General features: G+C 72.4%; 25 protein-coding genes and 1 pseudogene. 14 read left to right on the top strand and 12 right to left on the bottom strand.

The annotated features are described in order from the left end of the window. The first annotated feature begins 125 nt into the window (after nucleotides 1–125). Together gap and GPZ80_RS01645 are read left to right on the top strand one after the other, a co-directional pair. Entirely contained in the window at nucleotides 126–1133 is a 1008-nt protein-coding gene (gene gap / locus GPZ80_RS01650; protein WP_187217936.1) for a type I glyceraldehyde-3-phosphate dehydrogenase, read from the top strand. Continuing rightward, entirely contained in the window at nucleotides 1130–2281 is a 1152-nt protein-coding gene (locus tag GPZ80_RS01645; RefSeq protein WP_187217935.1) for a site-2 protease family protein, read from the top strand. The genes gap and GPZ80_RS01645 overlap by 4 nt, the downstream gene beginning before the upstream one ends. On the opposite strand, the gene GPZ80_RS01640 is transcribed toward GPZ80_RS01645, so the two are convergent. After that, nucleotides 2278–2691 (bottom strand): CBS domain-containing protein, encoded by a 414-nt coding sequence (locus GPZ80_RS01640; protein ID WP_187217933.1) that lies wholly within the window; start codon nucleotides 2689–2691, stop codon nucleotides 2278–2280. The two genes, GPZ80_RS01645 and GPZ80_RS01640, sit on opposite strands and share 4 nt — an antisense overlap. 156 nt (nucleotides 2692–2847) lie before the next feature. On the opposite strand from GPZ80_RS01640, the gene GPZ80_RS01635 reads away from it, so the two are divergent. Together GPZ80_RS01635 and GPZ80_RS01630 are read left to right on the top strand one after the other, a co-directional pair. After that, a complete protein-coding gene (locus tag GPZ80_RS01635) occupies nucleotides 2848–3783 on the top strand; it encodes a DUF2157 domain-containing protein (protein ID WP_187217931.1) in 936 nt (311 codons plus the stop codon). A 14-nt stretch (nucleotides 3784–3797) separates the two neighbouring features. After that, the gene (locus GPZ80_RS01630; protein ID WP_187217929.1) at nucleotides 3798–4328 is read left to right on the top strand and encodes a flavodoxin domain-containing protein; all 531 of its coding nucleotides are present in this window, start codon (nucleotides 3798–3800) and stop codon (nucleotides 4326–4328) included. A 123-nt stretch (nucleotides 4329–4451) separates the two neighbouring features. Here GPZ80_RS01630 and GPZ80_RS01625 read toward each other — a convergent pair whose 3' ends face one another. From GPZ80_RS01625 to acsA, 5 genes are read right to left on the bottom strand one after another with little or no spacing between them, the layout of a single operon-like run. Then, entirely contained in the window at nucleotides 4452–4709 is a 258-nt protein-coding gene (locus GPZ80_RS01625) for an acyl carrier protein (protein ID WP_187217927.1), read from the bottom strand. Next, complete coding sequence (locus GPZ80_RS01620; protein WP_187217925.1) at nucleotides 4706–6091, bottom strand: dihydrolipoamide acetyltransferase family protein; 1386 nt, start codon at nucleotides 6089–6091, stop codon at nucleotides 4706–4708. The genes GPZ80_RS01625 and GPZ80_RS01620 overlap by 4 nt, the downstream gene beginning before the upstream one ends. 1 nt (nucleotide 6092) lies before the next feature. Beyond that, complete coding sequence (locus GPZ80_RS01615; RefSeq protein WP_187217923.1) at nucleotides 6093–7070, bottom strand: alpha-ketoacid dehydrogenase subunit beta; 978 nt, start codon at nucleotides 7068–7070, stop codon at nucleotides 6093–6095. After that, entirely contained in the window at nucleotides 7067–8038 is a 972-nt protein-coding gene (pdhA, locus tag GPZ80_RS01610) for a pyruvate dehydrogenase (acetyl-transferring) E1 component subunit alpha (RefSeq protein WP_187217922.1), read from the bottom strand. The genes GPZ80_RS01615 and pdhA overlap by 4 nt, the downstream gene beginning before the upstream one ends. Then, nucleotides 8038–9819, bottom strand: coding sequence for an acetate--CoA ligase (acsA, locus tag GPZ80_RS01605; RefSeq protein ID WP_187217920.1), 1782 nt, complete (start codon nucleotides 9817–9819; stop codon nucleotides 8038–8040). Before acsA ends, pdhA begins: the two co-directional genes overlap by 1 nt. A gap of 128 nt (nucleotides 9820–9947) precedes the next feature. Between acsA and GPZ80_RS01600 the strand changes: the two genes are divergently transcribed. The 3 genes from GPZ80_RS01600 (at nucleotide 9948) to fbp (ending at nucleotide 13432) form a co-directional block, all read left to right on the top strand. Beyond that, nucleotides 9948–10706, top strand: a complete 759-nt coding sequence (locus tag GPZ80_RS01600) for an SDR family NAD(P)-dependent oxidoreductase (protein WP_187217919.1) — start codon at nucleotides 9948–9950, stop codon at nucleotides 10704–10706. A gap of 228 nt (nucleotides 10707–10934) precedes the next feature. Beyond that, entirely contained in the window at nucleotides 10935–12314 is a 1380-nt protein-coding gene (locus tag GPZ80_RS01595) for a wax ester/triacylglycerol synthase family O-acyltransferase (protein WP_187217917.1), read from the top strand. Next, entirely contained in the window at nucleotides 12311–13432 is a 1122-nt protein-coding gene (gene fbp, locus GPZ80_RS01590) for a fructose-1,6-bisphosphate aldolase/phosphatase (protein WP_187217916.1), read from the top strand. Before GPZ80_RS01595 ends, fbp begins: the two co-directional genes overlap by 4 nt. Nucleotides 13433–13477: 45 nt before the next feature. On the opposite strand, the gene GPZ80_RS01585 is transcribed toward fbp, so the two are convergent. Continuing rightward, nucleotides 13478–14476: a zinc-binding alcohol dehydrogenase family protein gene (locus GPZ80_RS01585; protein ID WP_187217914.1), complete on the bottom strand. Its 999-nt coding sequence runs from the start codon at nucleotides 14474–14476 to the stop codon at nucleotides 13478–13480. Nucleotides 14477–14638: 162 nt separating this feature from the next. Between GPZ80_RS01585 and GPZ80_RS01580 the strand changes: the two genes are divergently transcribed. After that, nucleotides 14639–15067, top strand: a complete 429-nt coding sequence (locus tag GPZ80_RS01580; protein WP_187217913.1) for a universal stress protein — start codon at nucleotides 14639–14641, stop codon at nucleotides 15065–15067. 56 nt (nucleotides 15068–15123) lie between these two features. Here GPZ80_RS01580 and GPZ80_RS01575 read toward each other — a convergent pair whose 3' ends face one another. Next, the gene (locus tag GPZ80_RS01575) at nucleotides 15124–15582 is read right to left on the bottom strand and encodes a universal stress protein (RefSeq protein ID WP_187217912.1); all 459 of its coding nucleotides are present in this window, start codon (nucleotides 15580–15582) and stop codon (nucleotides 15124–15126) included. Further along, complete coding sequence (locus tag GPZ80_RS01570; protein ID WP_187217911.1) at nucleotides 15582–15863, bottom strand: DUF1918 domain-containing protein; 282 nt, start codon at nucleotides 15861–15863, stop codon at nucleotides 15582–15584. The genes GPZ80_RS01575 and GPZ80_RS01570 overlap by 1 nt, the downstream gene beginning before the upstream one ends. A gap of 162 nt (nucleotides 15864–16025) precedes the next feature. On the opposite strand from GPZ80_RS01570, the gene GPZ80_RS01565 reads away from it, so the two are divergent. Both GPZ80_RS01565 and GPZ80_RS01560 read left to right on the top strand, forming a co-directional pair. Further along, a complete protein-coding gene (locus tag GPZ80_RS01565; RefSeq protein WP_187217910.1) occupies nucleotides 16026–17015 on the top strand; it encodes an Acg family FMN-binding oxidoreductase in 990 nt (329 codons plus the stop codon). 21 nt (nucleotides 17016–17036) lie between these two features. Beyond that, on the top strand, nucleotides 17037–17498 hold the full coding sequence (locus GPZ80_RS01560) for a GyrI-like domain-containing protein (protein WP_187217909.1): 462 nt from the start codon (nucleotides 17037–17039) through the stop codon (nucleotides 17496–17498). Between the two features lie 275 nt (nucleotides 17499–17773). Here the strand turns inward: GPZ80_RS01560 and GPZ80_RS01555 are convergent. After that, nucleotides 17774–17979, bottom strand: a pseudogene (locus GPZ80_RS01555) (ATP-binding cassette domain-containing protein); the annotation flags it as partial. A gap of 269 nt (nucleotides 17980–18248) precedes the next feature. Here GPZ80_RS01555 and GPZ80_RS01550 point away from each other — a divergent pair. The 4 genes from GPZ80_RS01550 to GPZ80_RS01535 all read left to right on the top strand — a co-directional run bounded on the left by GPZ80_RS01550 (nucleotide 18249) and on the right by GPZ80_RS01535 (nucleotide 21238). Continuing rightward, nucleotides 18249–19190, top strand: a complete 942-nt coding sequence (locus GPZ80_RS01550; protein ID WP_187217908.1) for a GerMN domain-containing protein — start codon at nucleotides 18249–18251, stop codon at nucleotides 19188–19190. Further along, a complete protein-coding gene (locus tag GPZ80_RS01545) occupies nucleotides 19187–19651 on the top strand; it encodes a universal stress protein (protein ID WP_246476633.1) in 465 nt (154 codons plus the stop codon). Before GPZ80_RS01550 ends, GPZ80_RS01545 begins: the two co-directional genes overlap by 4 nt. 67 nt (nucleotides 19652–19718) lie before the next feature. After that, nucleotides 19719–20222 (top strand): flavodoxin domain-containing protein, encoded by a 504-nt coding sequence (locus GPZ80_RS01540; RefSeq protein ID WP_187217907.1) that lies wholly within the window; start codon nucleotides 19719–19721, stop codon nucleotides 20220–20222. Then, nucleotides 20219–21238: an Acg family FMN-binding oxidoreductase gene (locus GPZ80_RS01535; RefSeq protein WP_187217906.1), complete on the top strand. Its 1020-nt coding sequence runs from the start codon at nucleotides 20219–20221 to the stop codon at nucleotides 21236–21238. Before GPZ80_RS01540 ends, GPZ80_RS01535 begins: the two co-directional genes overlap by 4 nt. Before the next feature lie 60 nt (nucleotides 21239–21298). Here the strand turns inward: GPZ80_RS01535 and GPZ80_RS01530 are convergent, their stop codons facing one another. Both GPZ80_RS01530 and GPZ80_RS01525 read right to left on the bottom strand, forming a co-directional pair. Then, nucleotides 21299–21553, bottom strand: coding sequence for a PLD nuclease N-terminal domain-containing protein (locus tag GPZ80_RS01530; protein ID WP_187217905.1), 255 nt, complete (start codon nucleotides 21551–21553; stop codon nucleotides 21299–21301). Nucleotides 21554–21561: 8 nt separating this feature from the next. Next, nucleotides 21562–22236, bottom strand: a complete 675-nt coding sequence (locus tag GPZ80_RS01525) for a CBS domain-containing protein (RefSeq protein ID WP_187217904.1) — start codon at nucleotides 22234–22236, stop codon at nucleotides 21562–21564. Nucleotides 22237–22299 lie beyond the last annotated feature (63 nt).

Below are 22299 nucleotides of genomic sequence, written 5' to 3'. Positions count from 1 at the left end.
TGATCGAAGTCGCCATACGCGCCGCCGGTCAGCGCCGAACGTCCCGTGACGAAGGGGACAAGAACCCTCCCGGCCGGCGGGACGCCGCGCGCAGCATCGGTGTCCTGGGACAGGGAGGCAATGACATGACGATGAACGTCGCCATCAACGGATTCGGCCGGATGGGCAGGAACATCCTGCGCCGGGTCATCGACCGCGTCGAGGACGACATTCAGGTGGTCGCGATCAACGACCTGACTGCCCCCGCCGTGCTGGCGAATCTGCTGCGCTATGACTCGACCTACGGGCCGTGGGGCTCGGAGGTCGGGTCGGGCGACACCTGGATCTCCGTCGACGGCCGGGTCATCCAGGTCAGCGCGGAACCGGACCCGGAACTGCTGCCGTGGCGAGCGCTGGGCGTGGACCTGGTGATCGAGGCCAGCGGCCGCTTCCGGACCCGCGACGCCGCCGCCGCGCACCTGCGCGCCGGGGCCTCGAAGGTGGTGGTCACCGCGCCGGGCAAGCAGGTCGACGCGACCATCGTGCTCGGCGTCAACGAGGACACCTACCGGCCGGACGCGCACCACGTGGTGTCCAACGCATCGTGCACGACGAACTGCCTCGCGCCGATGCTGGCGGTGCTCGACGCCGCGTTCGGGGTGCGGCGCGGGCTGATGACCACGATCCACAGCTACACCAACGACCAGTCGCTGCTGGACTCGCCGCACAAGGACGCGCGCCGGGCCCGCTCCGCGGCGGTCAACATCATCCCGACCAGCACCGGCGCGGCCGCGGCCGTCGGCGAGGTGCTGCCGCGGCTGCGCGGCAAGCTCGACGGGGTGGCGGTGCGGGTGCCGGTCGAGGACGGGTCGCTGACCGACCTGTGCGTGGAACTCGACGTGGCGGTGACCGCGGCCGAGGTGAACCAGGCGTTCGCCGAGGCGGCCGAGGGCCATCTCAAGTCGATCCTGCGCTACACCGAGGACCCGATCGTGTCCCGCGACATCATCGGCGACCCGGCCTCGTGCGTGTTCGACGCGTCGCTGACCCGGGTCAGCGACAACCTGGTCAAGGTGTTCGGCTGGTACGACAACGAGTGGGGCTACGCCAACCGCACGGTCGAACTCGTGGCGCTGATGGCCGGTTCGCGATGAAGGCGACCATCCCTTTGGGACGGTTCTCGGGTATCCCGATCGGCGCGCACTGGTCGGTGCTGCTGACGGTGGCGTTGCTGGCCTGGCTGCTCGCGGTGGACGTGCTGCCGACGACCGCGCCGGACGCGCCCGCGGCCGCCCGCTGGGCGAGCGCTGGCGTGGTCGCGGTCGTGTTCCTGGCGTCCCTGGTGGCCCACGAACTCGCGCACGCGCGGCTGGCCAAGCGGTTCGGCGTACGGGTCAAAGGCATCACCCTGTGGATGCTCGGCGGGGCGGCGACCCTCGACGACGAGCCGTCCACCCCGAAGGCGGACGCGCTGGTCGCCGTGGCGGGGCCTGCGACCAGCGCTGTTCTGAGCGCGTTCTTCCTGGCCGCCGCGGCCGCCGCCGAAACCGGCGGGGGCACGGGTCTGGTCGTGTCCGCCCTGGTCTGGCTCGGCGCGGCCAACCTGATCCTCGCCGTGTTCAACCTGCTTCCGGCGAGCCCGCTCGACGGTGGCAGGCTGCTGCGGGCGTGGCTGTGGCACCGATCGGGCGACCGGTCGAAGGCGGTGGCGACGTCCTGCGCGGTGGGCCGGGCCCTGGGGACAGGGCTGATCGCCCTGGGTGTGTTCGAGGTGATCGCACTCGGTTCACTCGGCGGGCTGTGGCTGGCGCTGGTCGGCTGGTTCATCACGCTCTCGGCTACCGCCGAACGCGCCCAGTCAGCGGTGCTCACCCAGTTGGGCACGACGACCGTGGCCGACGCGATGTCGGCGAACCCCGTGGTCGCCCCCGGGTGGTGGACGGTGGACGCGTTCGCCAGACACGTCGCGAGCGCGGGGGTGGCGCACCGGGTGTTCCCGGTGCTGGACTTCGGTGGCGCGCCGATCGGCTTGGTCAGCCTGCACGACCTGGGCAAATCGGGGGTCAACTCGTCGGAGGCGGTCCGGTCGGTCGCCCGGCCGTTGGACGTCCGCGCCACAGCGGGCCTGGACGAGCCGCTGGCCGACGTGGCGCGGCGGGCGGTGTTGCGTCCCGGTGAGGACGCGATCGTGGTGGTGCGCGACCACACGCTGGTGGGTCTGCTGACCGCGACCGACATCACCAGGACGCTGGAACTGGCCCGGCTCGGCGAGCACCCGCGCAAGCGCGCGGGGAGCGTCTAGACATCGCTTCGGCACACCACGCCGACGAGGGTGCCCCGGCTGTCCACGACGAAGAGCCTGCGAACGCCCGGTTCGGCCAGCTTCCGCAGGGCGTCGGCCAGTGGGTGGTCGGCGTGGACGGTGGGCGCGGTGGCGGTGGCCAGGTCGAGCGAGGACAGCGCCGTGGCACGGCGATTGCGTGTTTTGCTTGCCAGCCGAGCGAACCAGCGCTTCGGTCCGGGCTCCACTTCGGACCTTACTTCGGACCTTACTTCGGACACCGCGCCGAGCAGTCGGCCGGTGATGTCGACCAGGGGCAGCACCGAGCTGCCGTGGGCCGTCATGGCGGCGATCACCCGGATGTACGGGGTGCCAGGGCACACGGCGGCCACCGGCTGAGTCATCACCGCTGCCACGGTCGGTTCCCACATCACGGCCTCCCGCGCGCTTCGCGTTCCGGGTCCAGACAAGCGCGGGCGGGCAGGCCGGGGCAGAGAAGGTGTTCCCTGTCCGGACGGGACCTTGTTCTCTCCCGCGCCGCGGCCGGGCCGATCAGGCTGCGTCAAAACGACCGGGGAGGCAGCAACATGGCGGGCACCGCGAGCAAGTCCCTGACCCGAGAGCAGGACGCCGCGCTGCGCAAGCTCGGCGCCGACGGCCTGCTCACCGACGTCCAGGTCGACGCCGTCCTGGCGGCGCTGCGGGCCGGCCGGGTGACCGCCACCGAGCCGCGTCGGGTCGCGGAGATCCTGGGCTATCTGGGCGGTGCGCTGATGCTGGCGGGCGCCAGCCTGCTCGTCGGCACGTCCTGGGAGGACCTCACCCGGCCCGGGCGGATCGCGGTGCTGGCGCTGGCGTTCACGATCCTGGCGTCCGCGGGAGTTCTGGCGGCGCACGGTCGGGTGAGCCCGGCGCGGACCCGGGTCAGCGGCGTCCTGCTCGCGTTGAGCGCGGTGGTGGGAGCCTTGACCGCGGGGACTATTGCCACCGGCCACGAAGGTGTGTGGGCGGCGGGGGCCGCGTTCCTGCTCGCCTTGTGCGGCTACCTGTACGTGCCGTCCCTGGCCGGTATCGCGGTGGCGGCGATCAGCGGTTTCGCGCTGGTGTCGCAGGTCATCGTGGACCTGCTCGCGGCGGACTCCCGGTATCACGCGGGCGCGCTCATCGCGTTGGGGCTTGGCTGGGGTGTGTCGGCCTGGGCGGGCGCGGTGCGTCCGGCCTGGGCTGGGTTCACCGTGGCGGCGGGCATCGCCCTGCTGGGCGCGCAGCAGCCGCTCGGCATGTCGGGCTGGGAGCCGTGGGCCTATGGGCTCACCGCGGGCATCGCCGTTCTCTGTTTCGCGACGTACCCGCTGCACCGGTCCCCCGTGCTGCTCGCCGCCGGGGTGCTGGGCGTGACCATCGCGGTGCCCGAGGCCATCTGGGACTGGACGGGCGGCACCGTCGGCGGCGCCGCCATCGTGCTCATCGCGGGGGCGGTCCTGCTCGTCATGGGCGCCCTGAGCCTGCGCGTCCGACACTGACAGGAGATTCCACAATGGAACGAAAGCCCCAGGTGCTGGTGGCCTACGCCACCGGCACCGGATCGACCAAGGGTGTGGCGGAGCGGATCGCGGCGACCCTCACCGAACAGGGCCACCCGGCCCACGCCCGGTGCGTCACCGAGCAGCCCGACCCCGCCGACTACGACGTCGTGATCCTGGGCAGCGCGGTCAACGGCGCGGCGTGGCTTCCCGACGCGGTCGGCTACACCCGCACCCACCAGGGCAGTCTCGCCCAGCGTCCATTGTGGTTGTTCAGCGTCGGTTTGCGCGGCACCCAGCGCGGCCCGATCACCAAGGTCTTCGCCCGGCAGCAGGCGCGCGCGGAACTGCCCGGTGTCACCGGGTCGCTGCGTCCGCGCGGCTACCGGTTCTTCGCCGGGGTGATGGACGAGGCGAGCACGTCTCGGCTGTCGCGGCTGGTGTGGAAGGGGCTGGGTGGCCGGTTCGGCGATTTCCGCGACTGGGCCGCGATCGACGCCTGGGCCCGCGACATCGCCGAGTCCCTGGCAGCTGCCCGACGCTGAGAGCGGCCGACGCCACGGCGCGCCTGGACACCTTGGGCGCCACCGCCATGGGAGTGGCGGGCCGAGGCGAATCCCGTCGCCGGGGCCGCTGCCGTCGCGGCGGCCCCGCACCTTCTCGCCCGGTCAGCCGGCGGGGCGGCGTAGCATCCGCAGGCAGCCCGCGATGGTGCGCAGACCGCTGTAGTCGTCCTCTTCGAAGCGCATCCCGGTGCGCGTGTTGAGCTGCTCGACGAAGGCGAGGAAGTCCAGCGAGTCCAGTTCCAGGGCCTCGCGCAGATCGGTGTCGTCGGCCAGCTCGGCGATCGGGGCGTCGGGCACGATGGCGAGCAGCGCGTCGGACACCGCCTCGCGGGCGGCGCTGTCGGTGGCGGATCTGGTCATAGCAGCTCCTCGGGTGTTTGCAGACTGTTGTCGATCATGTGCAGGAAGCGGGCGCCGACCGCGCCGTCGGTGGCCCGGTGGTCGGCGGCGAGGGTCACGGTGACCACCGGGCGCACGCCGAGCAGCCCGTCGACCGACCAGGGCCGTTCCACTACGGCGCCGAATCCGACCAAGGCCACCTGTGGCGGGTGGATCACACCGTGGACGACCTCCACGCCCAGATCGCCGAGGTTGGTCACGGTGATCGACGCCTGGCCCAGGTCGGAGGCCCGCGGCCGCCCGGACCGGGCGCGCGTGGCCTGCTCGCGCAGCCCGCGCATGATCTCCGCGAGCGGGAGCGTGTCGGCTTGGGGCAGGACGGGCACGAGCAGGCCGCCGCCGCGCACCGCCACAGCCATCCCCAGGTCCACTGTGGATGATGGTTGCAGGGCGCCGTCGACCCAGTGTCCGTTGAGTTCCGGCACCGCGGCGGCGGCCAACGCGGTCGCCTTGAGCAGCAGCGCGGCGGGCAGGACGCGCTCGGCGACCGGCAGGGCCTTGTTGTGCTCGCGCAGCCAGGCGAGGGCGCGGTCCAGGTCGACCGTGGTGGCCAGGTGGTAGTGCGGGATGTCGCGGTTGGCCCGGCTCATGAGCGCCGCGATGGCGGTGCGGTTGTCGACGCCGCGCGCCTTGACCGGGCGCCGTTGCGCCGGTTGCCGTTGCGCCGGTTGCCGTTGCGCCGGTTGCTGTTCTGCCGCGGCCCGGATGTCGGCCGCGGTGACGGGGCCGTCGCCGGGGTGCAGCGCGGCCAGGTCGACGCCCAGGTCGGCGGCGAGCTTGCGGGCGTAGGGCGAGACCCTCGGCGCCTGCTGCCCCCGGGGATGGGGCGGTGTCTGCGGGCGTTCGGCAGGGCGGGGTGGGTGCGGGGTGGCCTGCTCGATGTCGTGGCGGGTGACCGCGCCGCCCGCGCCGGTGCCGTGCAGCGCGGCGAGGTCGAGGCCTGCCTCTTTGGCGAGGTGGCGCACGATCGGCGTGGTGGGTCGGGTCGCGGGGCGCGTGGGCGGTTCAAGGGTGGTCGCCGCCTGGTCACCGGTGTGCACCGGCGCGGCGGCGGAATCGGGCGGTGCGGGCGCGTCCGGGCGCCCAGGTGTGGTCGGTGCCGCGGCTTCGTCGGTCGTGATCACCGCGAGTGGGGTTCCGACGGGCACCGACCGGCCTTCGGGCACGAGCAGCCGGTCGACGCGACCGGACTGGAAGCACTCGACTTCGACGGCGGCCTTGGCGGTGTCGACGACGGCGACCACGTCGCCTTTGCGCACCAGGTCGCCGGGTTTGACGAGCCATTCGGTGACGGTGCCCGATTCCATGTCGGCGCCCAGTGACGGCATCACGAACTCGGCCATGTCAGCCCACCATCGCGCGTACGGCCGCGACGATGTCGGCGACCTGTGGTAGCGCGGCCTGTTCGAGCTGGGCGGCGTAGGGAACCGGCACCTCCGCGGCGCACACGCGGGCCACGGGGGCGTCGAGTTGGTAGAAGGCCTGTTCGGCGATGCGGGCGGCGATCTCGGCGGCGAGGCTGCCGCTGCGCCAGCCCTCGTCGACGACGACGGCGCGGTGGGTGCGGCCGACCGACTCGAGCAGGGTGCGCTCGTCGAGCGGCCGCAGGGTGCGCAGGTCGATCACCTCGGCGGAGATGCCCGCGTCGGCGAGTTCGCCCGCGGCGTCGAGCGCCTTGGCGACGGTGCCGCCGTAGCTGATCAGGGTGACGTCGGTGCCGGGTCGGCGCACGGCGGCGGTGTCGATGTCGACGGGCCCGCCGTCGCTCAGCTCGCCTTCCACCGAGTACAGGGAGTTGTGCTCGAACATGATCACCGGGTCGGGGTCGGCCAGCGCCGTGGCGAGCATCCCGCGGGCGTCGGCGACGGTGGCCGGCGAGATGACCCGCAGACCGGGAATGTGGGCGTACCAGCCTTCGAGGCTGTGCGAGTGCTGCGCGGCGAGCTGGCGGCCCGCCCCGGTGGTCATCCGGATCACCAGGGGCACCGCGATCTGCCCGCCGGACATGTGCAGCAGGGTGGCCGCGTTGTTGAGGATCTGGTCGAGCGCGAGCAGGCTGAAGTTGACGGTCATGATCTCCACGATCGGGCGCATCCCGGCGATGGCGGCGCCGATGCCCGCGCCGACGAACGCCGACTCCGAGAGCGGGGTGTCACGGATCCGGTCGGGTCCGAATTCCTCGAGCAGCCCGAGGCTGACCGCGTAGCAGCCGCCGTAGCGGCCGACGTCCTCGCCCATGAGGAACACGCGCTCGTCCTCGCGCATCGCCGAGCGCATCGCCTCGCGGAGGGCTTCACGGTAGGTGGTCCGCACGGTCGTCACGTCCGTTCCGAGTAGACGAAGCGGGTCAGGTCGGCGACGGGTTCGACGGGTGCCTGTTCGGCGGCGGCGACCGCGGTGTCGATCTCTTCACCGATGGTCGCCTCGATGCCCGCCAGGTCCTCGTCGGTGAGCTGGTCGGCCGCGCGCATCAGTTCGGTGAGCGCCGGGATCGGGTCGCGCCGCTTCCAGGCGCCGATCTCGGCTTTGTCGCGGTAGCGGTCGGAGTCGTACATGGAGTGCGCGCGGAACCGGTAGGTGCTCAGTTCCAGGAAGCACGGCCCGGATCCGCCACGGATCGTGTCGACGGCGCGGGCGGCGACGTCGGCGACCGCTTCGGCGTCCATCCCGTCCACGGCCCACGAGCGCATCCCGTAGGACGACGCCCGCAGCGCGAGGTCGGTCACGGCGTGCTCGCGTTCCAGCGCGGTCCCCATGGCGTAGCGGTTGTTTTCGCAGCAGAACAGCACCGGCAGCCGCCACAGGGCGGCCAGGTTCATGCACTCGTGGAACTCGCCCTCGGCGACGGCGCCGTCGCCGAACAGACACGCGGTGACCGTGGGCCGGTCTCGCATTCGGTCGGCGAGCGCGAGGCCCACAGCGACCGGGAGCCCGCCTGCGACGATCGCGTTGCCCCCGTAGAAGCGGCGCTCGCCGTCGAACAGGTGCATCGACCCACCGCGGCCGTGGCTGGCCCCGGTGGCGCGGCCGAACATCTCGGCCATCACCGCGGCCATGGGCAGGCCGCGGGCCAGGGCGTGGCCGTGCTCACGGTAGGTGGAGACCACCGCGTCGAGGGGGCCCAGCGCGCGCAGCACACCGGCCGACACGGCTTCCTCGCCGATGCACAGGTGCATGAATCCGCGGATCTTCTCGGCGCTGTAGAGCTCGACGCACCGCTCCTCGAATCGGCGCACTCGGAGCATGGTGGTGAGCAGCTCCAGGCGGGTCTTCGCGTCGGCCGTGGTCATCACGCACTCTCCAGTGTGGACAGATCACCTTCGGGGGTGCCGAGTTCGCGGGCTTTGAGCAGCCTGCGCATGACCTTGCCGCTGCGGGTGTGCGGCAGGGCGTCGTCGAACGCGATCTCCTTGGGGGCGACCGCGCCGAGCGCGCGCCTGCCGAAGGCGAGCAGTTCCCCGCGCAGCTGTTCGGTCGGCTCGAATCCCGGGCGCAGCGACACGAACGCCTTGACGAGTTCACCGGCGACCGGGTCGGGTTTGCCGATGACACCGGCCTCGGCCACGGCCGGGTGCGCCATCAGGGCGCTCTCCACCTCGAACGGGCCGACGAGGTGGCCCGCGGACTTGATCACGTCGTCGGCGCGGCCGACGAACCAGTAGTAGCCGTCGGCGTCGCGGCGGGCGAGGTCGCCGGTGAGGTACCACCCGTCGGCGAAGCAGGCCGCGTACCGGGCGGGCTCGTCGAGGTAGCCGCGGAACATCGATGGCCAGCCGGGGCGCAACGCCAGTTCGCCGACCTCACCGGGTTCGGCGACCTCACGAACCTTGCCGTGGGTGATCTGGGCACGCCCGTCGGGCCCGCGGCGCAGCACCGCGGCGGTGACGCCGGGCAGCGGGCGGCCCATCGATCCGGGCCGGACCTCCTCGGCACGGAAGTTGCTGATCATGATCGCGCCGGTCTCGGTCTGCCACCAGTTGTCGTGCACCGGCAGACCGAGCACGTCGCGGCCCCAGATGACGGCCTCGGGGTTGAGCGGCTCGCCGACGCTGGCGACGTAGCGCAGCGCGGACAGGTCGTACTCCCCCGCGATGTCGGCGCTGTGCCGCATGAGCATGCGCAGCGCGGTCGGCGCGGTGTACCAGACCGTCACCTTCTGCTCGGAAAGCACGCGGTACCAGCGGCGGGTGTCGAACTCGCCCTCGTCGCTGACGACGGTGGCGCCGATGGTCAGCGGGGCGATGATCCCGTAGGACATGCCGGTCACCCACCCCGGATCGGCCGTGCACCAGAAGACGTCGCCCGCGCGCAGGTCCAGCGCGTGTTTGGCGGTGCTGTGGTGGGCGACGACGGCCTCATGGACGTGGACGGCCGCTTTGGGTTGGCCGGTGGTGCCGCTGGTGAAGTGCAGCAGGGCCATGTCCTGCGGGGACGTGGGCTCGACGGTGAAGTCCGGGGAGCTGCCGGCGAGCTGTTCGGCCAGGGTGGCCTCGCCGGGCAGCGGGTCCGGGTTGACCAGCAGCACGTGGCGCAGCCCGGGCAGGTCGTCCTTGATCGGCGCGATCTTCTTCCAGTACAGCGCGGGGGTGGTCACCAGCACCGCGGCGCCGCCAAGCCGCATCCGTTGGCGAATCGGTTCGGGCCCGAACGCCGAGAACAGCGGGGCCAGCACACACCCGGCCTTGAGCGTGCCGAGCACGGCGACGTAGAGCTCGGGGACCCGCCCGAGCAGGGTGAACACCCGCTCGCCGCGGCCGACACCCAGTGTCCGCAGCAGGTTCGCGAACCGGTTGGTCCGCTCGGCGAGGTCGGCGTAGCTGATGTCGGTGACCTGGTCGTGCCGGTCGATCCAGCGCAGCGCGGTCACCTCCCCCCGGCCCGCGGCGACGTGGCGGTCCACCGCCTCGTAGGCGATGTTGAGGCCCCCGCCGGGCAGACCCGACAGTTCGGCACGCGCGGCGCCCCAGTCGAACGCGCGGCAGGCCCGCGCGTAGTCGGTCAGGTTCGACTGCTCTCGCACGTCGCGCGGCTTGGTGATGGGCGCCCAGTGGCTGCTCGTTGTCTGCTGCACCACCCCATCAAGCCGCGCGCGGCCCGGGACCGCGAGGGGCCAAGGGCCCGCTTGGGCCGGGACCGTCGCCCCTCGTCGCGGCGGATCAGGTCTCGCATCGTCGGAGGCACACCCACGAAAGGACTGTCATGATCAACTACAAGCTCGGGGACAAGGTCGCCGTCATCACCGGCGGCGCATCCGGTATCGGCCGGGCGTGCGCGCACACCATGGCCCGCTCCGGCGCCGACGTCTCGATCTGGGACCTCGACCAGGACGCCATCGACGACACGCTCAAGGAACTGGCCCGCTACGGCCACCGCACCCACGGGATCGTCGTCGACGTCGCCGACAGCGCGGCGGTGGACCAGGCCATGGCCGATGTGGTCGGCACCCTCGGCCGGGTCGACATCGCCGTGTGCAACGCGGGAATCGGCGGTGAGGCGAGCACATCGGGCGACTACACCGACGAGGGCTGGCACCAGGTCATCGGGGTCAACCTCGACGGGGTGTTCTTCACCCAGCGCGCCGCGATCCGCGCCATGCGCGCCAACGGCGGCGGGTCGATCGTGAACATGGCCTCGATCCTCGGCCAGGTCGGCTTCCCCACCGCGAGCGCCTACACCGCGGCCAAGCACGGCGTGGTGGGCATGACCCAGGTCGCGGCCTGGGAGCACGCGGCCGACGGCATCCGCGTCAACTCGGTCGGTCCGGCGTTCATCCGGACACCGCTGCTGACCGCCCGCCTCGACGAGGCCACCCTGCAAGCCATGGCGGGCCAGCACGCGCTCGGGCGCATCGGCACGCCCGAGGAGGTCGCCGAACTGGTCACCTGGCTGGCCAGCGACGCGGCGTCCTTCGCCACCGGCACCTACTACCCGATCGACGGCGGCTTCCTCGCCAAGTAGGCGCCGGCGGCACAGACCTCCGCCACCGTCCGATGGAGACCATCGACTCTGTGGCGCACCGGCTAGGTGGCGAAGCGTTGGCACTACCGGGATCTGATCCCGGTCCCCGGCCCGAGAGCGGATCGGCGTGGTGCCGCGGCACGCACGCCCGGACCGTCCCGTCGCCCCCCACGGCGGGCGTCTCCGCCTCTCGGGCCGGTGCGATCTCGACGGGAACGAGGGAGAGCAGTGGAGCAGCTGAGCCCACTCGACGCGGCGTTCCTCGACGTGGAGGACGCCGACCCGCACGCCGCACTGGCCATCGGGTCCGTCGCGGTCTTCGCTGGGCCCACCCCCGACCCCGCCGCGGCCCGGGCCGCCATCCTCGCCGCCATGCGAACCGTCCCGCACACCACGCAGAAGGTGCGCAGGACACCCCTCGACCTGACAGCACCGGTGTGGGTGGACGACCCGGACTTCGACCCCGACAACCACCTGCGGCGCACGGCGCTGCCCGCGCCGGGCGACGACGCCGAGCTGTGCGAGCTGGTCGGCCGGGTCATGTCGTCGCGAATGGACCGCGACCACCCGCTGTGGGAATCATGGGTCATCGAGGGCCTCGCGGGGAACCGGTGGGCGCTGCTGACCAAGGTGCACCACAGTGTCGCCGACGGCGTGTCGGGCAGCCACCTCTACGAAACCGCCCTCGGCGACCGGCCACCGACGGTGCCGGCGTCGAGCCACTGCGGGCCGCTGCGCCTGCTGTTGCGGGCGGTCGACCCGCGCAAGCCCATCGGCGTGCTGTGCGGTGCCGCCCGCTCCCCGGTCCGGGCTGGGCGCAGGGTGATCGCCGCGGCCCGTGGCCTGGTGTCGCTCGCCGCCGTGGCGCTCCCGGCCGATCCGTCACCGCTGACCGGACCGCTCGGGTCGCGGCGCGGCTACGGGGTGGCCCGCGCCTCGCTGCCGCAGGTCGCCGAGATCGGCAGGCACTTCGGGGCCACCGTCAACGACGTCGTCCTCACAGCGGTCAGCGCGGCGCTGCGTGAACTGCTGCTCAGCCGAGGGCAGGCGCCTTCGGCGCGCGCGGTGCGCACCCTGGTCCCGGTCTCGACGCGCGCCGCCGGTGAGGACACCCTCGACAACCGGATCTCGCTGCTGCTGCCGTTGCTGCCCGTCGACATCGCCGACCCGGTCGAGGCGCTGCACGCGGTGCGTGCGCGGCTGGGCTCGGCCAAGAGGAGCGACCAGACCCACGCGGGCACCGCGGTCACCGACCTGGCGGCCTACGGCCCGTTCGCGCCGATCTCCGCGGCCATCCGGATCGCCGCCAGGCTCCCGCAGCGCAACATCATCACGGTCACCACGAACGTGCCCGGCCCACGCAACCCACTGTCCTTTCTGGGCAGCGAACTCGTGGAGCTGATGCCCTACGTCCCACTCGCCTTGCGGCTGCGCACCGGGGTGGCGGTGCTGTCCTACCGCGACCGCCTGGTCTTCGGGGTGACCACCGACGCGCACAGCGTCCCCGAGGTCGACCTGCTGACCCGCACCATCGAACGCACCATCGCCGAGTTGGCCGCGTCCACGCGACCGCTCGGCATCCCCTTCTCAGCAAAGGAATCCGGATGACAACCCTGAGCATCATCAAAGCCGACACCGGCGGATTCGTCGGCCACTGCGAGGTCCACCCCGACATGCTCGTCGCGGCGACCACCGCGGTGGAGACCGCCATCGCCCAAGGCCTGCTGATCGACGGGAAGGTCAGCCGCTGCGGCGACGACATCTCGCTGATCATGACCCACGACCACGGCCCCGACGCGGAGCCGGTGCACACCTTCGCGTGGGAGACGTTCCTGCGCACCACCGAGATCGCCAAGCAGCTCGGGCTCTACGGCGCCGGGCAGGACCTGCTGTCCGACGCGTTCAGCGGCAACCTGCGCGGCATGGGACCCGGCTACGCCGAACTGGAGTTCACCGAACGCGCCAGCGAGCCGGTGATCTGCTTCCTGGCCGACAAGACCGAGCCGGGGGCGTGGAACCTGCCGCTGTACAAGATGTTCGCCGACCCGTTCAACACCGCGGGCCTGGTGATCGACGAGAAGATGCACGACGGGTTCCGCTTCGAGGTCTACGACCTCTACGAGGAGAAGCGCATCACCTTCGACACCCCGCGCGACAGCTACGACCTGCTGATGTTCATCGGCGCCCCCGCCCGGTACGTGGTGCACAGCGTCGAGTCGATCAAGCTGGGCGTCCCGGCTGCGGCCACCTCCACCCAGCGGCTCTCGCTGATCGCCGGGCGCTACGTCGGCAAGGACGACCCGGTCATGATCGTGCGCTGCCAGTCGGGCCTGCCCGCGGTGGGCGAGGTCCTGGAGCCGTTCTCGTTCCCGTACGCGGTGGCGGGCTGCATGCGCGGGTCCCACCACGCCCCGATCATGCCGGTGGGCCTGGCGCAGGCCACCCCGGCCCGGTTCGACGGCCCGCCCCGGGTCGTGGCGTTGGGCTTCCAGATCACCGGTGGCAAGCTCATCGGCCCGCGGGACATGTTCGCCGACCCGTCGTTCGACCGGGCCCGCTCGCAGGCCAACGAGGCCATGGACTACTTCCGCGGGCACGGCCCGTTCGAGCCGCACCGGCTGCCCCTGTCCGAGCTGGAATACACGACGATGAGCGCGCTGGAGGCGAAGATGGCCGACCGGTGGGAGCCGATGCCGCCGGTGCCCGCGACCCGCGCGCCCGTGTAGCCGAGCAGGCCGTCGCCCCGGCGGGTGTCGCCGGGGCGACGGCTTTCAGTTCACCAGAACGGCGGCGCCGTGGACACGGTCGGCGGCGAGGTCGGTCAACGCGGCGTCGGCCTGGTCGAGGCGGTAGGGCGACGTGGTCACCCGCAGGTGGTGTTCTTCGGCCACGGCAAGGAATTCGCGGGCCTGGGCCCGGGTGTTCGAGGTGACGCTGCGGAGCTGCCGCTCCTGGAACAGGTGCCGCTGGTAGTTCAGCGACGGGATGTCGCTGAGGTGGATGCCTGCGACGGCCAGCGTGCCGCCCCGATCGAGCGCGGCGAGGGCGGGCGGCACCAGCTCTCCGGCCGGGGCGAACAGGATCGCCGAGTCGAGTGGTTCCGGTGGCGGATCGGCGGCGCCCTGGACCGAGGCGGCGCCCAGATTCAGCGCCAGTCGTCGGGCCGCGGCGTCCCGGGTCATCACGTGCACCGTCGCGCCCCCGGCCAGGGCGACCTGGGCGGCGAGGTGGGCGCTGGCGCCGAACCCGTACACCCCAAGGGTCCCGCCCGCGGGCAGCTCGGCGCGCAGCAACGCGTGGTAGCCGATGACGCCCGCGCACAGCAGCGGCGCGAGTTCGGTGTCGGAGTACCCGGCGGGCAGCGGCAGCGCGAAATCGGCGGGCACGGTGGTGTATTCGGCGTACCCGCCGTCGGCGTCCCACCCGGTGTACCGCGAGAGCGGGCACAGGTTCTCCCGGCCGCGCAGGCAGTACCGGCAGCGCCCGCAGGTGCGCCGCAGCCACGCGACCCCGACCCGGTCACCCACCGCGAACCCGGTGACCCCGGTCCCGGTGCCGACGACCTCGCCGACCACCTCGTGGCCGGGCACGACCGCGGCCCGGTGCACCGGCAGGTCGCCCTCGGCGACGTGCAGATCGGTGCGGCACACCCCGCAGGCCAGCACCCGCACGAGCAACTCGTCGGGGCCGGGCTCGGGGATCGGCAGCTCACCCAGGCGCAGCGGCCCGGTCGCCATCGGCCCCGGCAGCGGCACCTGCCAGGCACGCATCCTGTTCTCCGCTCGGTCGACTGTCCCACCTGACGATAAGACGACCTTCGCCGGTCAGGCAGGGCAGATCTTCGGCGCCGCACGGGACCAAGTGCCCTTCGCCCAGGCCGACCCGGGCGGCCACGCTGGACTGGACGGACCCCCTCGGACAGGAGCACAGCCGTGGACACTTCCAACCGTGAACACAGGATCGTCGTCGGCATCGACGGGTCGCCGCGCAGCCGCGCCGCCCTGCGATGGGCGATGGAGGAAGCGCGCGGCAGGCACGCGGTCGTGCGGGCGGTCGAGTTGACCGCTCCCCGACCCGCGGGCATGGGCGGTGCGCCGCGCCCGCGGGAGCACACCGACACCGAGCGACTCGCCGACTTGGTGGCCGAGACCGCCGCCCGAGTCGACGACGCGCCACCGGTCGTCGACACCGCGATGCCCGGGCACCGCGGCCGTGAGCTCGCCCGCGTCGCCGAGGACGCGGACCTGCTGGTCATCGGCGCCCACCAGCACGCGGCGAACGTCACCACCGGAGTCGGGGCGTTCGCCGCGGACCTGCTGCGGCACGCGACCTGCCCGGTGGTGATCGTCCCCGCCGACTGAGTCCCACACAGCTGTGGGCGGGACCCGTACGCGGGTCCCGCCCACAGCTTTCTCGGCTACAGCAGTGGCCCGGGCAGCGCCGACTCCACCATGGAAGTAGTGGCGGTTTCGCGCACGGCCATGATGTTCGGCACGACGACCACGGGGCAGCGGGCGAACCGCACGCAGTACGCGGTGACCGAGCCGAGCAGCACCGACACGATCCGGCTCACACCGTGGCTGCCGACCACGAGCATCGCCGCGTCGGCGGCGTCGTCCACGAGGACCCTCCCCGGCGCGCCGGTGCGGTAGACGTGGGACAGGGTGACGCCCGGTCGGCGCCGCGACGCCGTGTCGATCTGTTCGGCGACACCCTCGACGAAGTATCCGGGGGCGTCCTGCGGGGCGGCGGTCACCGCGCGCACCGGGCAGCCGCGCCGGGCGGCTTCCTCGACCGCCCACGACAGGGCCGCGGCGGCGGTCGGCGACCCGTCGACGCCGACCACGATGGTCTGGGTGTGCTGTCCTTGCGGCATCATGACTCCTCCGGCCGATGAGCTGGGTGTGCGCTGATTTCCCGCTGGACGCGGGTGAGGCGGGCGTTCGCGGCGGCGTCGGCGGCGGCGAGGTCGGCCGCGCTGACCACATGCCCGTCGGGTCCGGGGAACACGAGCACGACGCGGTCGGTGTCGAGCCACCGCACCACGAACGGCGGGGTCCCGCCCGCGCCGCGGACCTGCTCGATACGGCCGCGTCGGGCGTGGTGCTCGATGTCGGAGCGTTCGATGACCAGCCAGTCACCAGGTTCGGCGTGCATGCGCGGTCCTCCCGTCCTGTCTCACCCATCACGGTCGTTGCCGAGCCGTGTCGTCGACAGGGCATCTGGGCCCGCCGCCGCGGGACCTCGGTCTCTCGCCCGCACCCCACGCGCGACCGACAGTGGAGGTGACCACAAACCATGTTGGTGAAGGGAAAGGCCATGACCGCACCGGAATTGGATCGCGTCACGGTGAACGACGCGATCGAGCTGGCTGCCAGGGCGCCGTCGGTGCACAACTCGCAGCCGTGGCGCTGGCTGATCGGGGACGACTCGGTGCATCTGATGGCCGACTGGTCCCGCCAGGTGCCCGCGACCGACCCGCAGGGCCGGGACCTGCTCATCAGCTGCGGCGCCGCCCTACACCACCTGCGGGTCGCGTTCGCCGCGCTGGGATACGCCACACTGGTGCACCGCATCCCGAACCCGGCGGCGCCCGATCACCTGGCCGCCGTGGAGTTCGTCCCGGCCGAGCCGTCCCGTGAGGACGTCGCCCTGGCCACGGCGATCACCCGCAGGCGCACCGACCGGCGCGCGTACTCGTCGTGGCCGGTGCCCGCGGAGCTGATGGATCTGCTGGTGGAGCGCGCGGCCCATGAGGGTGTCCTCGCGATCCCGGTCGCCGACACGGAAACCCGTTACCGGCTCGCGGTGGCGATGGAACTCGCCGCCGAGCGGCAGCAGCACGACCCCGAGTACGCCGCGGAGATCGCCCAGTGGAGCGGCCGGAGCCGGGTGAGCACCGACGGGGTCCCCGCGGCCGCCGCACCGGCGGGCAGCGAACACCACGGCGACACCCGGATGCGCACGTTCACCGGGGGCGAGCTGCGTGAGTCGCCGGTGCGCCGCAACGAGCCCGACGCCGCTGAACTCATCGTGCTGGCCACCCCCGGCGACGACGCGCTGTCGCGGCTGCGCGCCGGTGAGGCCGCGAGCGCGGTGCTGCTGACCGCGACCGAGCTCGGGTTGGCGACTTGCCCGCTGTCACAGGGGATCGAGGTCGCCGACAGCCGCATCCTGATCCGCGACACCGTCCTCGACGGCGCCGCCATCCCCCAGTTGGTCCTGCGGGTCGGGTGGGCGCCCACCTCCGCCGAGCCGCTGCCCGCCAGCGCGCGCCGCGCGGTGGCCGACATCAGCGCACCCCTCTGATCTGCGAAGGGAACGACCACCATGCCGTATGAGATCTCGATTCAGGACACCCCGCCACGTCTGGTGCTCAAGATGAGCCACACATTGCGCGCGGCGACCATAGGCGAGGACGTCGCAGGGGCGATGGCGGACCTGTACCAGCGGGCGGGCCGAGCCCACCTGCCCATCACCGGCCCGCCCGCCATCACCTATCGCGGCGAGTTCCGCCCGGACCAGCCGATCGACGTGGACTTCACCGTCCCCGTGGGCACGGCCGACGACACCGCCGGGGTGGTCCGGCAGGAGGCCGCCACCGTCGCCACGACCCGGCACCGCGGCGCCTACGACGACATCGGCGCCGCGCACCAGGCCCTCGACGAGTGGATCCGGGCCTCGGGCAGGCGCGCTGCGGGCCCGCCCACGGAGACCTACCTCGTCGGCCCGGACCAGGCCGCGGGTGTGGACGACCTGCTCACCGAGGTGTCCGTCCCGGTGGCCACGTAGGCGACCGGCCCTCGCAAGTCGGCGCCCGCCTTCCCGGCGGGCGCCGACTTGTGTGCACCGCTTGTGATCAGCCGCGGTCGCGGCGGCGGAACCCGGCCACGCCCGCCGCGTTGATCACCGCGGCGGTGGCGCTCAACCCGAGCAGCGGTGTGGCAGTCCACTCCGAGCCCGGGAGTTAGGGGATGTGGGTGAACGGCGAGAGGTCCTGACCCACTGGTCGAGCTCCAGCAGCGGGCCGAGGTCGCTGAGCACGATCACCGCGACCAGCGCCCACCCCACAGGTCCGCACCGAGGACGGTGGCCCGTCCCCCGACGACCCGGAGCAGACCGAGCAGCGCGCGCAGGGCGGTGGTCTTCCCGGCGCCGTTCGGCCCGAGGAACCCGTGGCCTCACCGGTGCGGACCTCAAGGTCCATCCCGTCGAGGGCGTGGGTGCGGCCGAAGACTTTGACCAGTGACTCCGTCCGGATCGCAGTAGTCATGGCGCCACGCTGCGCCGGCGCGACCCGGTGGTGAAACCCACCTCACGCTGGGCGACGACCGGCGCCGTTGATGTTCTGAACGTTGGACTCGTTGTTTTGAACGTTGGACTCGCGATCGTGCCGGGAAGTCCTCAGGTCCCCGAACCCGCACCCGAAGGGCTCATCGGGTCTTGTCGCGGCCGAAGGGCACTGGGCGGGTGGGACTTAGGCGACTGTGCGCCCACCCGGTGACGGTGTGCGATCACCTCAACTGACCATGGAGGCTTCCCATGTCCATTCGCGGACACGTCGTTCTCGGTGTTCTCCTCGCCACGGTCGCCACGGCGACCGGATGCGGCCGTTCCGAACCCGGCACACCACAACCGACCCCACCCACCGGCACCAGCACCGCGAGCAGCGGACCGAGCACCAGCACGACACCCGCCACACCGACGACCACACCACCGAGCGCGGCGCCGACGACCAGCGCACCCGCCCCCACAACCCAGCCCCCGGCCGCCACCGCGGGCGTGTCGGTGTATTTCCTGCGCGGGGAGAAGCTGATCGCCACCCGCAGGCAGGTCCAGACACCCGCGGTCGCCTCGGCGGCGGTGCGCGCGCTGCTGCAGGGGCCCACAGCGGCCGAACAGCAGGCCGGGTTGACCTCGGCGGTCCCCGCGGGCACGACCCTGCGCGGCATCGCCCTGCGCGACGGGCTCGCCACCGTGGACCTGTCCGGGTCGTTCGCCTCCGGCGGCGGCACCCTGTCGATGACCGCGCGGCTCGCGCAGGTCGTGTTCACCCTGACCCGGTTCGCCACGGTCGACCGGGTGAACTTCCGGCTCGACGGTGCCCCGGTGACGGTCTTCGGCGGCGAGGGGATCATCCTCGACCACCCGCAGACCCGGGCCGACTACGAAGACCTCTCCCCCGCCGTGCTGATCGAATCGCCGACTATCGGCACCACCGCGCGCAGCCCCCTGCGTGTGTACGGCACGGCGAACACCTTCGAAGCTGTCTTCCAACTCCAGATCGTCGACTCCGGGGGCCGCTCACTCACCGACCGGCGGGTCATGGCCACCTCGGGCACCGGCACCCGCGGCACCTTCGACGTCACCCTGCGCTTCACCGCGCCCCAGGCAGGCACCGGAAAGCTCATCGCCTGGTACTCCTCGCCCAAGGATGGCAGCCGCGTCGTCGTGGCCGAGATCCCCGTCAACCTCGCCCGATGAACGCGCCGAGGCACACGCGAATGGCGAACAACGAGATCGTGGTCGGGGTGGACGGCTCACCCGCGAGCCGCTCCGCCCTGCGCTGGGCGGTGGAACTCGCGGCCACCACCGGGGCGCCGGTGACCGCGGTGGAAGTCGGCTACCCCGTCACCGTCGCCCACGTCACCGCCTTCACCCCGATGCCCTACGGCACCGCGCCACCGCTCGAACAGGCCCGTCCGAGCCCGCGCCTCTACGACCTGGTCGTGGCGGCCCGGGCGGGCGTCTGGGGCGCCCCGGAAGTCCGCAGACTGCACGTCGACGGTGATCCCGGGGCCGAACTCACCAGGCTCGCCGAGTCCGCGGCCATGCTGGTGATCGGCAAGACCAGGCACAGTCGACTGGCCGAGTTCGTCCTCGGGAGCGTCGGGGCACACTGCCTGCGCCACGCCCGCTGCCCGGTCGTCACGGTGCCCGCGTGACTTAGGTCGACGCTGGTCGGGAACAACTGCCCTGCCACCGCCGCGGTGTCGGCGCGACGCTGTTCGCATGACTCAGGTACTCATCGCATACGCGAGCAAAATGGGCTCCACCAAGGAAATCGCCGACGCCATCGGCGTGGAACTGTTGAAGCTGGGGGTTTCGGCGGACGTGCGTGACGTGGCCGGTGTGACCACGCTCAAAGGCTATGACACCGTCGTGCTGGGCAGCGCGGTCTACGCGGGCCGGTGGCGCCCGGAGGCATCCCGCTTCGTCAAGCGCAACGCCCCAGGTCTGGCCGCCCGCCGGGTATGGCTCTTCGAGAGCGGCTGGATCGGCAAGCGACCGGAGACGATCACCCCGTCGCCGTTCGCCGCGAAGTGGGCGGGCCGCATCGGAGCACCGCCGCCCACCGTGTTCGGCGGGCGCCTGGACCCGAAGCTCGCCACCGGGCCGATCGACCGGCTGCTGGCCAAGCGGATGCCGGGCGACGCCCGCGACTGGGACGAGATCCTCGCCTGGGCCCGCACCCTCGCCGCGGCCCTGACCGGGGACCGCGAGGAGCACCGATGAGCCGCCACCGGCCCGACCCCGAGACCATGTACGGCGCGCTGGCCCTGGCCACCCGCGCCCCGTCGGTGCACAACACCCAGCCGTGGCGCTGGCTCATCGGGCGGCAGTCGCTGCACCTGATGGCCGACTGGACCCGGCAGGCGCACGTCACCGACCCCGACGGGCACGACCTGCTCCTCAGCTGCGGCGCCACCCTGCACCACGCCAGGGTCGCCTTCGCGGCGCTGGGCTGGGCGAGCCGGGTGCACCGGATCCCCAACCCGGCCGACACCGACCATTTGGCGGCCATCGAGCTGCACCCGGCCGACCCGTCCGACGAGGACGTCGCGCTGGCGGCGGCGATCACGGGCAGGCACACCGACCGGCGCCGGTACTCGTCGTGGCCCGTGCCCCAGGGACATGTGGACCTGCTGGTCGAGCACGCCGCCCGGCAGGGTGTCCTCGCCGTGCCGGTCACCGACCCGATCCGCAGACACCGACTCGCCACGGCGATGGGACTGGCGGCGGACAAGCAGGAGAGCGACCCCGCCTACAACATGGAGATGGCACTCTGGAGCGGGCTCGGCCTCGCCGCCACCGAGGGCGTGCTGAGCGCGAGCGCCCCCGCGGGCAGACGCTGCCACGGCGACACGCGGATGCGCACCTTCGCCCGCGGCGACCTCCTCGAGTCCACTGTGGAACCCTCAGCGCTCGACGGCGGGGAACTGCTGGTGCTGACGACCCCCCAGGACGATCCGGTGTCGCGGCTGCGCGCCGGTGAGGCCGCGAGCGCGATGCTGCTCGCCGCCACCGATCTCGGGCTGGCCACCTGCCCTTTGTCACAGGTTGTCGAAGTTCCCGGCGGCAGGCAAAGCGTCCACGAGGACGTCCTCGACTCGGCCGGTGTGCCCCACCTCGTGCTGCGGGTCGGCTGGGCGCCGATCGCCGCCCCCACCCTGCCCCGCAGCAGGCGCCGCCCGGCCGAGCAGGTCACCGCGTTCCTGCCCGGCGCCGCGCCTTGCCGCGCACATCGGTGAATCCGCGCGAACGGAAGTGACCGGTGGGCGTAGGCCCACCGGTCACTTCCCACGTCCAGCTCAGAGAACGCGCGCACCACCCGACTCACGCCCACGTTCAGCAGGCAGCCTGCCGCAGCAGAAGTAGGCGATCGGGCCGACGAAGTTCACCGCGATCGCCGCGGCCCACAGCGGCTTGCGGCCACGCACCTGCTCCGGCGTGCGGCGGGCCAGGTCGGTCCACGCGGCGGCCGCGAGCGCGAACTCGACAAGACTCGCCGCGATGAACCCTCTGCGCTGCCCCGGCCTGAGGTCACTCCACTTCTTGCGAGTCATGTCCCGCCTCACAGTCCGGTGCTGACCGCGTCGTCGATCTCGTAGCGCAGGTTGCTGCGCACGCCCACGACCCCCGAGACGGCCCCGGTGAGGGCGCGGGCGACCTCGGCGGTGCTGCGGTGCTCCAGCGTCCCGTAGAGGGTGGCGACGCCGTCGTGGACCTTCACGGTCACGGTCCCCGGGATCAGCCACATGCCCCTGGCCAGCACCTGGCGCTCGATGTCGGCGCGGATGTCGTCGTCGTCGCGCAGGAACGTGCCGAGAACGTCGCGGCGCGCGAGCACCCCGACGACGCGGCCCGTCTTGTCCACGACGAACAGCCTGCGCAGCTTCTTCTCTGCCAGCAGACGGGCCGCGACGGTCACCGGCTCATCCTCGCCGACGGTCACCGCGGGCGAGGTCATGATGTCGGCCGCGGTGCTGCCCTTCGCCTTGAGCCACCGCGCTTTGCGCCCACGGCGGGCATACCAGGGCGGCGGGTCGTCGGTTCCCGCGTGGTATTCGCGCTTGGCCAGCGCGTCGGCCTCGGACACGACCCCGAGCGGCCGCAACTGCTCGTCGAGCACCGGCACGGCGCTGATCGCATTGCGCGCGAGGGTCAAGATCACGTCCTTGACCGGTGTGCCGGGGTCGACCGCGACCACCTTCTTCGCCATCACGGCCGCCACCTTCAGTTCGGGCATGTCCGCCTCCCGTGTCGTTCGGTTTCTCCCCTCCAGACAACCCGTCGTCCCGACTTGGCGGCA

This window comes from Actinokineospora xionganensis (genome assembly GCF_014323725.1).
GTDB classification, from domain to species: Bacteria; Actinomycetota; Actinomycetes; order Mycobacteriales; family Pseudonocardiaceae; genus Actinokineospora; species Actinokineospora xionganensis.
The sequence above is the reverse complement of the archived record's forward strand: the minus strand, read 5'-3'. Positions and strand labels throughout refer to the sequence as shown.

What these genes read in the sequence shown, in the direction of transcription:
- GPZ80_RS01540 (WP_187217907.1), top strand. Translation starts at nt 19,719, where the DNA reads ATGACTCAGGTACTCATCGCATACGCGAGCAAAATGGGCTCCACCAAG.
- GPZ80_RS01625 (WP_187217927.1), bottom strand. Translation starts at nt 4,709, where the DNA reads ATGACCAGATCCGCCACCGACAGCGCCGCCCGCGAGGCGGTGTCCGAC.
- gap (WP_187217936.1), top strand. Translation starts at nt 126, where the DNA reads ATGACGATGAACGTCGCCATCAACGGATTCGGCCGGATGGGCAGGAAC.
- GPZ80_RS01640 (WP_187217933.1), bottom strand. Translation starts at nt 2,691, where the DNA reads ATGTGGGAACCGACCGTGGCAGCGGTGATGACTCAGCCGGTGGCCGCC.
- GPZ80_RS01530 (WP_187217905.1), bottom strand. Translation starts at nt 21,553, where the DNA reads ATGACTCGCAAGAAGTGGAGTGACCTCAGGCCGGGGCAGCGCAGAGGG.
- GPZ80_RS01565 (WP_187217910.1), top strand. Translation starts at nt 16,026, where the DNA reads ATGACCGCACCGGAATTGGATCGCGTCACGGTGAACGACGCGATCGAG.
- fbp (WP_187217916.1), top strand. Translation starts at nt 12,311, where the DNA reads ATGACAACCCTGAGCATCATCAAAGCCGACACCGGCGGATTCGTCGGC.
- GPZ80_RS01575 (WP_187217912.1), bottom strand. Translation starts at nt 15,582, where the DNA reads ATGCCGCAAGGACAGCACACCCAGACCATCGTGGTCGGCGTCGACGGG.
- GPZ80_RS01645 (WP_187217935.1), top strand. Translation starts at nt 1,130, where the DNA reads ATGAAGGCGACCATCCCTTTGGGACGGTTCTCGGGTATCCCGATCGGC.
- GPZ80_RS01600 (WP_187217919.1), top strand. Translation starts at nt 9,948, where the DNA reads ATGATCAACTACAAGCTCGGGGACAAGGTCGCCGTCATCACCGGCGGC.
- GPZ80_RS01535 (WP_187217906.1), top strand. Translation starts at nt 20,219, where the DNA reads ATGAGCCGCCACCGGCCCGACCCCGAGACCATGTACGGCGCGCTGGCC.
- GPZ80_RS01545 (WP_246476633.1), top strand. Translation starts at nt 19,187, where the DNA reads ATGAACGCGCCGAGGCACACGCGAATGGCGAACAACGAGATCGTGGTC.
- GPZ80_RS01560 (WP_187217909.1), top strand. Translation starts at nt 17,037, where the DNA reads ATGCCGTATGAGATCTCGATTCAGGACACCCCGCCACGTCTGGTGCTC.
- GPZ80_RS01635 (WP_187217931.1), top strand. Translation starts at nt 2,848, where the DNA reads ATGGCGGGCACCGCGAGCAAGTCCCTGACCCGAGAGCAGGACGCCGCG.
- GPZ80_RS01550 (WP_187217908.1), top strand. Translation starts at nt 18,249, where the DNA reads ATGTCCATTCGCGGACACGTCGTTCTCGGTGTTCTCCTCGCCACGGTC.
- GPZ80_RS01570 (WP_187217911.1), bottom strand. Translation starts at nt 15,863, where the DNA reads ATGCACGCCGAACCTGGTGACTGGCTGGTCATCGAACGCTCCGACATC.
- GPZ80_RS01585 (WP_187217914.1), bottom strand. Translation starts at nt 14,476, where the DNA reads ATGCGTGCCTGGCAGGTGCCGCTGCCGGGGCCGATGGCGACCGGGCCG.
- GPZ80_RS01620 (WP_187217925.1), bottom strand. Translation starts at nt 6,091, where the DNA reads ATGGCCGAGTTCGTGATGCCGTCACTGGGCGCCGACATGGAATCGGGC.
- GPZ80_RS01630 (WP_187217929.1), top strand. Translation starts at nt 3,798, where the DNA reads ATGGAACGAAAGCCCCAGGTGCTGGTGGCCTACGCCACCGGCACCGGA.
- GPZ80_RS01525 (WP_187217904.1), bottom strand. Translation starts at nt 22,236, where the DNA reads ATGCCCGAACTGAAGGTGGCGGCCGTGATGGCGAAGAAGGTGGTCGCG.
- pdhA (WP_187217922.1), bottom strand. Translation starts at nt 8,038, where the DNA reads ATGACCACGGCCGACGCGAAGACCCGCCTGGAGCTGCTCACCACCATG.